The 8,824-nt window shown below is 50.2% G+C and carries 12 protein-coding genes and 1 tRNA gene; 2 read left to right on the top strand and 11 right to left on the bottom strand.

What is annotated here, in order from left to right:
* The 3 genes from WC734_04975 to WC734_04965 form a co-directional block, all read right to left on the bottom strand.
* Positions 1-136, bottom strand: a 136-nt coding sequence (locus WC734_04975) for a 30S ribosomal protein S7 (GenBank protein MFA6198470.1), incomplete at its 3' end; no start/stop codon positions are given.
* Between the two features lie 19 nt (positions 137-155).
* Entirely contained in the window at positions 156-575 is a 420-nt protein-coding gene (gene rpsL / locus WC734_04970; GenBank protein ID MFA6198469.1) for a 30S ribosomal protein S12, read from the bottom strand.
* Between the two features lie 183 nt (positions 576-758).
* Positions 759-1,385, bottom strand: a complete 627-nt coding sequence (locus tag WC734_04965; protein MFA6198468.1) for a site-2 protease family protein — start codon at positions 1,383-1,385, stop codon at positions 759-761.
* Between the two features lie 70 nt (positions 1,386-1,455).
* Between WC734_04965 and WC734_04960 the strand changes: the two genes are divergently transcribed.
* Complete coding sequence (locus tag WC734_04960; protein ID MFA6198467.1) at positions 1,456-1,644, top strand: 50S ribosomal protein L28; 189 nt, start codon at positions 1,456-1,458, stop codon at positions 1,642-1,644.
* Between the two features lie 293 nt (positions 1,645-1,937).
* Entirely contained in the window at positions 1,938-2,189 is a 252-nt protein-coding gene (locus WC734_04955; protein MFA6198466.1) for a hypothetical protein, read from the top strand.
* 201 nt (positions 2,190-2,390) lie between these two features.
* Here WC734_04955 and WC734_04950 read toward each other — a convergent pair whose 3' ends face one another.
* From WC734_04950 to WC734_04915, 8 genes are all read right to left on the bottom strand, one after another.
* Positions 2,391-2,717: an ASCH domain-containing protein gene (locus WC734_04950; GenBank protein ID MFA6198465.1), complete on the bottom strand. Its 327-nt coding sequence runs from the start codon at positions 2,715-2,717 to the stop codon at positions 2,391-2,393.
* 95 nt (positions 2,718-2,812) lie between these two features.
* The gene (locus tag WC734_04945) at positions 2,813-3,397 is read right to left on the bottom strand and encodes an alpha/beta hydrolase (protein ID MFA6198464.1); all 585 of its coding nucleotides are present in this window, start codon (positions 3,395-3,397) and stop codon (positions 2,813-2,815) included.
* Between the two features lie 310 nt (positions 3,398-3,707).
* A tRNA-Pro gene (locus WC734_04940) sits at positions 3,708-3,781 on the bottom strand.
* A gap of 205 nt (positions 3,782-3,986) precedes the next feature.
* Positions 3,987-4,349, bottom strand: coding sequence for a hypothetical protein (locus WC734_04935; GenBank protein MFA6198463.1), 363 nt, complete (start codon positions 4,347-4,349; stop codon positions 3,987-3,989).
* Between the two features lie 130 nt (positions 4,350-4,479).
* The gene (locus tag WC734_04930; GenBank protein ID MFA6198462.1) at positions 4,480-5,517 is read right to left on the bottom strand and encodes a hypothetical protein; all 1,038 of its coding nucleotides are present in this window, start codon (positions 5,515-5,517) and stop codon (positions 4,480-4,482) included.
* 121 nt (positions 5,518-5,638) lie between these two features.
* Positions 5,639-6,685 carry a hypothetical protein gene (locus WC734_04925; protein MFA6198461.1) on the bottom strand — a complete coding sequence of 349 codons (1,047 nt, stop codon included), beginning with the start codon at positions 6,683-6,685 and terminating at the stop codon, positions 5,639-5,641.
* A 562-nt stretch (positions 6,686-7,247) separates the two neighbouring features.
* The gene (locus WC734_04920; protein MFA6198460.1) at positions 7,248-8,321 is read right to left on the bottom strand and encodes a nucleoside monophosphate kinase; all 1,074 of its coding nucleotides are present in this window, start codon (positions 8,319-8,321) and stop codon (positions 7,248-7,250) included.
* Positions 8,322-8,397: 76 nt separating this feature from the next.
* Positions 8,398-8,823 (bottom strand): response regulator, encoded by a 426-nt coding sequence (locus WC734_04915; GenBank protein ID MFA6198459.1) that lies wholly within the window; start codon positions 8,821-8,823, stop codon positions 8,398-8,400.
* Position 8,824: the final 1 nt, after the last annotated feature.

Raw genomic sequence — 8,824 nt, 5'->3', positions numbered from 1 at the left:
ACATATCATAAACCACACCCTGGGCGACGGTTTTCTTTCCGCGTTCCATGACGTGATTGATAAACTTTCCAATAATCACATTGCGGTGTTTCGGATCAGGGGCAACTTGGCGTTTTGGGGCTGGTTTGGATCGCATATGGTTCTAGGAATTCAGGTTATTTCTTCTCGCGCTTGGCGCCGTACAGACTGCGGCCCTGTTTGCGGCCCTCGACACCAACGGTGTCATAAACGCCCCGTACCACGTGATAACGCACGCCGGGCAAGTCTTTGACGCGGCCGCCACGAATCATCACGATCGAGTGTTCCTGTAGATTGTGGCCGACACCGGGAATGTAGGCGGTGACTTCCATGCCATTGGAAAGCTTAACACGAGCGATTTTACGTAAGGCCGAATTTGGCTTTTTGGGCGTAGTGGTGGTGACTTTAACACAAACACCGCGCTTAAACGGGCTGCCTTTTGGCAACCGTGAACGGCGGCGTTTGAGTGCGTTCAAGACCGTTTCTAGTGCCGGGGTCTTGGATTTACGTTTTTGGAGGCTGCGGCCACTTCTGACCAATTGGCTGATTGTAGGCATGGATGGATAACGATGATTACGGCCGAGACGACCTGATTGACCAGAGTTCAGGATGTCTGCGCGTCTTGGGTTGTTTTACAACCTATTATTAATATAAACCCGCTGCTTACGAAAGCAAATCGAACTGCTGTCGTTCGATAATTTCTTCCAAAGAATAGCATCTTTGAACTGGGGTGTCAACGCTTAAGCGAACACCCGGCCAACCAGGTTTAAAAAGAAGTTAAAGACTACGCTGAACAGACCCTGGCCAAAAATCAGCAGACCCAACAAGATGAATGGCCCATATTGCTCTAATCTTAGCTTAAATTCATACATTGAGTGCGGCAAAATGGCAAACAGCACCTTGGATCCGTCAAGTGGCGGAATCGGAAAAAGATTGAACACCATCAGAATCACGTTAATTTGGACCAGATTAGTCAGAAACAACACCAATAAATTCGCACTCGTCAAACCGGCCTGAAAAACCAGCACCTTCAATGCCAAGCCAAAAACTATGATCATTGCCAGATTTGATAACGGACCGGCCACTCCCACCAACGCGGGTCCGAAACGCCGATTTCGGAGTTGATGCGGATCAAACTGGACCGGTTTGCCGTATCCAAAACCAACGATTAGCAGCATCAACGTACCCAGCGGGTCGAGATGTGCTAACGGGTTCAGGCTGAGGCGGCCGGTCTGGCCGGGCGTACGATCGCCCTGCATTGTCGCCGCCCAGGCATGCGAAAACTCATGCACGGTAATACCGACGATAATAGCCAGTGTCCAGGTGACAAAATAGAGCGGATCGGTAAATAGCAGACGCAATAACATATGTGCTTGAATTAATTTTCCATCCGTGATATGCTCCCCACTGACTTATTTCGATTATTTACCTATCGTTATGGCACGTGTCTGTGATATCTGTCACCGCGGCAGTCGCATTTATCTGTCCCGCAGTCATTCCAATCGGGCCACCAAAGTGCGCAAACAAGTTAACTTACAGCGCCGGGTTGTGGACGGCCAGACCAAGAATGTCTGTTCCAGTTGCGTTCGTACCACTACCAAGCGTTTGAAGAAAGCGGCCGCTTAGACTTTCAACTATTCCATTGTATCGAACCGCCGCCTTAGCGCGGCTGGTTTTGTTATGGAATAGCGGGCGCGATATTGCCCATACTATACCCCGAAGTTGGTTAACTGACAAATGGTCTCTACCTTGACAAATTGTCCCAACTGGTCTTAACTGCAGACAAGCGACTCAAGACGATCCCAGGCTCATCAGAAGGAGGCACCCAGATGCCCGATGGACAGTTTATTCAGCAGTCGCAGGATCAGGTCATTTCACAGGGATCAGGTACCGTGACCATCCCCAGAGACGGGGTCCCTATGATCGAGTACTCCCACAGAGCCTACGACGATTTGGCCATAACGGCCAACTTCCTGCGTTGTGGGGTACCGGCCGTGCAAATCGTGGTCAATGACATTACCGACGGTGGCAGATCCATCGATGTGATGGCGCAGGTTGAGGCTTACTTCGGGGACAACCTAGCTGCGTTCGCGATCAATGATGAGTGCTTTACGGTGAAGCCTATTGGATCCGTTGGCCTCCTTATCACTCGCAAGATCGTCAGCTTCTAACCGCGAGGCGACTCATCCCCCATCCCCCACGACAGCTTCGGCTGTCTTTTTTTAATCAAAGCAATCTCTCTACACACGAATAACAATTCACCTTTTCGTAAAAAGGTGAATATAATATTCTGTAAAAAATAATCAGCTCGTTTCAACATTACGCGTAATATTGAATGGCCCTACGCACATTGCTGCTTTTTTCTTGTCTAGCTATTTGTTTATTTCGAAGTGGATAATCTTTAGTAGCGTAACTGGCGTGACTTCTGTTTTGTAATAATCCGAGTATGTTTGATACATCTCTTCGTCGCTAGTAAAAGACTCATGGCCATCCTTGTCTGACGCGTCAAGATCACGAAATGTCTTTTCAACAACTTTTATTACCCTTGCCCTGGCGAATGGTTGGCGAGTTCTAGAACTAGCTAACTCTAATTCATCGCCAACTTGAATATTCTTATCATCAAAAAGCCGCCAAGTAATTGTCTTAGCGCCGGATAATACTAGTGGCACGAGTGGTTCGGCAAAACCGAGCTGTTTCATAGATATTATTACCCCGGTTTTCATTGATGGAAACCTAAAAGTTTCCGCTACAATAACTCCGATTGTCTTTTCACTTCCTTTTGAATTATAAATTCTCAATTCTTAATTGTGCTTTTTGCCATATGTATCATCTGCTGCAGAACGCAGGGCAGCGTAGTAATTTCGTCTTCTTCGCTAAAGTGTCCCTTGTCACCCTCTACTAGAATCTTGGTGGTGAGCTTTTTGAACAATTTGTGGTTTTCAACCGGTACAAAATAGTCGTCATCCGAGAATATGGCTTCGATGTTAGTCGTATGATGTTTGATTTTGGTAAAATTAATCGGCGTCTCTAGCCAAGGACGGGCGATCTCTTCCACTTCGGGTGTTTCCAGATTATTCAGTATCAACCAGGGAGCTACCAGCATTATCCCACCCAACTTGGTACCGGCGGTAAGCTGCTCCACGTAACGCAAAACAGTCTGGGCGCCGATACTGTGACCAATCAGAAAGACATCCGGTCCGGGTTTTTTGATAATATTTCTCAGACAATCCACCCAGGTTTCTATGGTCGGTTCGGCTGGATTGGGCATCATCGGCACGTCCACCTGCCAGTTCAAACCCCTTAATTCACGGCGCAGCCACTGGTACCAGTCCCCTTCCGGCGAACCGTCCCAACGATGGATAATATACGCTCTAGGCATCTATTCGGTGTTAATTTCAGATGTTTAACCTATAAGTATATTGTACACCCTTCTACTATTTTTTTGAACAGAACGCAACAACATAGCCCCACAAATAAGTAATCTGGAGCTTCCCGCCCGAGGCGGGACGTGCTTATCTATACTAATTTGTATATGCGGTTAGTCGGGGTAGTGGGACTTGCTCCGAACCACTCAGGGTTCGGAGCATCACGCATCCAACGTGGTGCGTGATGAACCCACGACCTTCCCGCCTCCGACGGGACGCGCCGTCTCACATATAGCCGTTGAACTACACTGAACCCGAGCAGAGTCGGGGTGCCGGGACTTGAACCCGGGACCTCTTGCACCCCATGCAAGCGCGCTAGCCAACTGCGCCACACCCCGACTCTGCCTAGGTTTTTTAAAATCACCTACCAACCGAGCTGCGCCATACCCCAACCAACCGCACATTTGTTATTATATACAAAAGCAGTTGCAGTATAACATTATTCGAATATATAGCAATAACCTTTGAAATAAATTAATGTTTTCATTTTGAATTTTTAATTTCATAAAGAAGACCGCCCTCAGAGTGAGCGGTGCAAGTGGTTCAGACTGCTGTCAGAGTTGGGATTGTGCTGGTCAACCGCTCCAGTATTGGCTCGTAGGCCGTGAAATCAGAGGTTGCGTCGATCCGGTCTTGTCCGAGAGGTCTAACGCTGATGTAACCGTCCACCACATCAATCAAACTCTGTCTGGTTTCGGCCATGTGGTCCAAGATCACCTCAAGCCTTGGAGCCATATGCTGCGGATCAACCGGCTCACCCAACTCGGTGAATAGAATGGCTTCATCGAATGGCCCCATAGCAATGATGGCTTTCCAAAATACCGTCTTTGACACTGCCGAATGTTGGCTGATCTTGCACCACCGGGCGATCAGCAGCAACACCAGAAACTCGAGTTCGCACCGCATGGCCGCCCTCCTTTCGATCGACCTACGGCTGTTTGTAAACCCATGTAATGCTTATTAAGTGTACGCTTTTTGCTCTTTAAGTTAAAGATTTTGTCAAACCGTAGACCCAAAAGAAAAACCCGCGTGTGTATCACAACGGGTTGTGCCACAAGCCGAGCGATCCCTGGGGCGGCTTGGCGCGTAGCCCGCGAGTGATCAAACGACCCTGAATGTAGTAAGGAGCCGACGGGATTTGCCAGCGACAGAACGATTCGATTGGGCAGTGTCCGCAGTATCGATCATAGCTCCGACGCTGGGCGACGGTCCATGCTATATCGGTCGGTCCAACCGGCGTCTTCCGTCCGTTCCGTTCGCCAACCGCGCTTTTGTTGCCTGGGTGGTGCCGGCAGAATGTGCGTGAGAATAACCAAAGCGCATTGCACAGATCGCGCGGATCCACCCGTTCGGTTTCGCAGAATCCCTGGAGCAGCCGGCGAGCTACTTGAAGCAGCTTGGGATGGTAGTGGTTGCCCTGCGACGCGTTCGGCCAGACCAGAATCTCAGTCGAGACCAGCGTGCGTAGGACATGGAAATCAACTGGGATCGGGTGGGGAAATCCGGTAATGAACCCGCTGTCCAGAAGGAAGTAGATCAGCATGCTAACCATCTTCTCCTGGAAACCGTGGAAACCGTTGCCTCGATGGTTGCGAATTCGTTCGCAGGCGGTGGCGTAATCACTCACGCCATCAAACAACGCAATGGCCGAACCACCGTATAACTCATCCAGCCGTCTGGCGTTGAGCACCCAGTGTCGTCCAATCTCATCGCTGGAAAACCCCAGATTGTACGCTCTCAGCAAACCGGTGATGAAGACTGGGTCAATCATCCGGGCGGCGCGAGGCCGGAAGATGTAGGAATAGTCCTCGTGCAACCTGGCCAACGATGTGATCGCCGTGTCGCTTTCGATACCGCCCCGCATCCAGTAGCATAGAATGAACAGGAAGTTCGCGTGTTCCACTCCACCACGGATCAGAGTACGTGGCAGATTGGATTCGATCTGTGGCGGCTGGGCTTCGGGCAGACAGTATGGATAACCGTTTGCCCGCATCCGCCGCAACAAAGTTCCGAACACGGTTCGGGCTCTGTCCCAGTCGATGCGAATACCGGCATCGGTCTTTTCAACCGCCATGTTCCCTACCCCCTATTGGTTGGACAGCCGTGAACTGCCCACATTTTCCGTGATATCGATATGATTGTCAAGTGACACCGTAATAAAAAGAAGGACTGCCTCCACAGTCCTTTGCGATCCGTTAGTCCTCCAGCACCCCCGCTGCATCGAGCCTGGGTTCCAGTTCGATCAGCTTCGCGAGCACCACGCTGGCCGTTTCGGCTTCCGAGGCCGGCAGCAGCTTAACGCTATGGTCGAGAATTCGTTGTTGCAGGTCGATCATTCTCCGTAGTACTTTCCGCGGACTGCGCTTGGAGAAGGGTGACTCTTGGATCCCCAGCAGACCACCCTCAAGCAGCTGCAGCACCCGTTCTAGGTAGTGGACCCAGAGCCAGATAGCGTTGATCGTATTCTGCTCCACTACTCGTCTTACCGCCTGACGCCGGGCCAGAATTTCCTGCTCCGCCGTCATGATTTGAAACAGCTCCTGTTGGCCATGAAGGCGGTTGAAAACGTGCGCGTCAACCAGCTTGCGGAATTCAGGAACCAGATAAGGGTGAGCGATCGCCAGCCGCATCCACCAGCCGATCATATCTTCGTCCATGCCCAGTTGTTGCAGCTTGACCAGCTCGAGCGCGATACCATACCGGATCAGGCCCTGCTCGACCGCGCTCTTGACTGAGGCCGGTAATTCACAGTAGCGTAATGCCCGCCGGATCGTATCGGGTGAACGACCGACTCGCCGAGCAAACGCCGCAACCGTAAAACCTTCGTTGGCCGATCTTAGCAGGTTATAGAGCTGATAGTAAGCCCACGCTTCCTGATGCTCCGGTACCCGGTTGTGCGTGTTTTCGGCTAGCTGAATGTACAGGGCATGCACCGGCGGAATATCATCACAGAGCCTGACTTCCCACTGGTTGGTTCCGAAGTGCTTACAATAGCATTGGCCGGGACGAAGTGGACGACTAGCCTTCTTCTGACATTTCTCACAACCCAGACCCCATAGCAACATGCAGGCCCGGTAGCGCCGCTCTCCCGCCAGCAGGACATAGTAAATAGGTCGCTGGCGTTCCATAACAGGCGCAAAAGCACCAACCTGAAACGCAGCTCCCCAGATACGGTTGATGATTTCCAGGTAAGCCAAGAAAGCCGTCTGGCTGAATCGGGCCACGATTGGTAATGTCAGCATCCGTTTGTGCGCGATGTCCTGAGCCAATTCGTGGATCTCTCCGAAGGTCTGGCGTGGCTGAGGCAACACGAGGATATCAAGGAGCCGAACCCAACCGGATCTGTACAGATACTCGTAGCCGTTGTCCTTCAGTACCGAGGTCTCTGTTCCGGTGCCCAAACCGTTAATCTTACTGCCCCAGCCGTTGGCCGGAGCGGTTTTCCGATCGCCCATGGCCAACCTCCTTTAGCAGGTGTTCCAACGGTTGAGAGCGGTTGCATTTTCCCACGTTGGCCTAAGGTTGTCAATTAAAAATAACCGGCTGGAACCGGTCTTTTTAAAACTGCTTTTCTATCGGTTTTTCATCGCCACGCCCTTGGACACCAAGTGGCTCCAAATATATAACACCACTCCGCCAATCGCTACGACCGGTTTTCGTAAAGGTGTCGGAAGCCTTTTAACAATCTGGGCGAATCGATGAAGCATCTTAATATCGCAGACTCATCCTAAGTTCATCTTAAGGTATAGCATTGCCGCCGTTGTATCAGTAGCGGGCGTGAATAAATTGTCAGAATCGCAAGTGCTACAAACCAAGCGCCCGAGCAATCTGTCGAATTAGAGACACTCCAATCGGAGCCGGTAACAAGCTATAGGAGGCTTGACCATCATCGTCGGCTACCGTCCATGGCTCTTCGGTAATGTTTACGGAGTTGGTGCCGGCATCATGCTGGTAAATATAGGCCGGGGTAATTTCATAATCATCGACTGTTTCAGCCGCCTGGTCAACCGGAATGGAGTTGCGTAAATATACCTTTGGTACGCCTTGAAGTGTTAACAGGGCGCGCATGACCTGGTCGTCGAGATTGATGCGATCACGCACCGATTCGATGCCGGCGCTATCCCCCTCCTTGGCTACCATCCGTGCCTGCTGGCACTCCGGATTGTCACACATGAGATAAAATTCTTTAGTCGACTGGTCGTAGCCTACATGTTGGGTGCGGAGCAGTCGAATATTGCGCGGTGTTTTACATTTTGGGCAGACGACCCGGTACTTCATCCGTTCATCGATTACAGTCTCGGGCACGTCGATAAATATGAAAAAGTCAGGATCGTCACGATAGCCCATCAAGGCTCGGAAGAACAATGATAACGATACCTGATCCATATTACGCGGAAACCCATCGATGAATATGGCCTTATGACCCAGCCGGTCGATCTCAATTTCTACAAAAGCCAGAATGGCTTCGGTGGGCAATAGTTTTTGCTGAGTGCGGCCCAAGACTGTATCGACCACCTCATCAACAGTTTGGAAGCCGCGATATTTACGTTTCAGTAAATCAACGAAAGCGCCCTTCTGCTGCGGGTCGCGCAGAATGGTCTCGGCATTGCGTACGATGTCACCGATCGATAAATGCGCTACATGTTCGTTCCCCACCGCTTCCATAAAAAGTTTGGAATACGTTCCCTTGCCTGAATTTTTTTTACCTAACAAAAAGGCCACAAATGTGCCGGTGTGTAAATATTCTTTAATTTTTTCTATCTCTGGGCCTGCCTTCAGTTCGAAATACTTGCGCCGCTCGACTGGATCTTCGAGATTAAATTTTGCGTTGTTTCCATCTTGTCTAGTCTTGGTAATCGGAAAATCAAACCCCTTCATGTCGGTTGTGCTCCATAGTTCATTAATAAAATATGCCAAAAGCGCCGGGTCACCCCCAGCGTTGTCTCAATTGAATCTACTTTTCGAATAATGACTTTACTTTGTCTACTACTTCGGCGGGGGTGTGGTTCGCCTTGATAAAGTAATCAACGGCGCCCAGCTCTTTGCCCTTTTTGATATCATCATCCTGCCCCAGATTGGTCAATAAAACCACCGGTATATTCTTGAGAGACGCGTCGGCTTTTAATGCCTTAAGAACTGCAAATCCGTCCAGTTTTGGCATAATGACGTCAAGCAATATCACCGCGGGCGGCTCGCTTTTAGCCTTGGCGAGACCCTCCTCACCATCAAAAGCCTGGACCAAGTCATAGCCTTCTTTAGCAAACTTGGTGGCATACATGGTCGAGAGCATTTTTTCATCTTCGATTAACAGCACTTTACCTTGGATACCCATGTCAGTTTGTATTAATAATCGTTGTTCATCACGGTAATTATAGCACATT

The sequence above is a fragment of the Patescibacteria group bacterium genome (genome assembly GCA_041661625.1).
Taxonomy (GTDB): Bacteria; Patescibacteriota; Patescibacteriia; order JAHIZJ01; family JAHIZJ01; genus JBAZUB01.
This window is presented reverse-complemented; position numbering and strand designations above follow the sequence as displayed.

Excerpts from the sequence above, each read along its gene's own strand:
- WC734_04960 (MFA6198467.1), top strand. The coding sequence starts at position 1,456 with ATGGCACGTGTCTGTGATATCTGTCACCGCGGCAGTCGCATTTATCTG.
- WC734_04935 (MFA6198463.1), bottom strand. The coding sequence starts at position 4,349 with ATGCGGTGCGAACTCGAGTTTCTGGTGTTGCTGCTGATCGCCCGGTGG.
- WC734_04915 (MFA6198459.1), bottom strand. The coding sequence starts at position 8,823 with ATGTGCTATAATTACCGTGATGAACAACGATTATTAATACAAACTGAC.
- WC734_04950 (MFA6198465.1), bottom strand. The coding sequence starts at position 2,717 with ATGAAACAGCTCGGTTTTGCCGAACCACTCGTGCCACTAGTATTATCC.
- WC734_04945 (MFA6198464.1), bottom strand. The coding sequence starts at position 3,397 with ATGCCTAGAGCGTATATTATCCATCGTTGGGACGGTTCGCCGGAAGGG.
- WC734_04955 (MFA6198466.1), top strand. The coding sequence starts at position 1,938 with ATGATCGAGTACTCCCACAGAGCCTACGACGATTTGGCCATAACGGCC.
- WC734_04965 (MFA6198468.1), bottom strand. The coding sequence starts at position 1,385 with ATGTTATTGCGTCTGCTATTTACCGATCCGCTCTATTTTGTCACCTGG.
- WC734_04920 (MFA6198460.1), bottom strand. The coding sequence starts at position 8,321 with ATGAAGGGGTTTGATTTTCCGATTACCAAGACTAGACAAGATGGAAAC.
- WC734_04930 (MFA6198462.1), bottom strand. The coding sequence starts at position 5,517 with ATGGCGGTTGAAAAGACCGATGCCGGTATTCGCATCGACTGGGACAGA.
- rpsL (MFA6198469.1), bottom strand. The coding sequence starts at position 575 with ATGCCTACAATCAGCCAATTGGTCAGAAGTGGCCGCAGCCTCCAAAAA.
- WC734_04925 (MFA6198461.1), bottom strand. The coding sequence starts at position 6,685 with ATGCTGACATTACCAATCGTGGCCCGATTCAGCCAGACGGCTTTCTTG.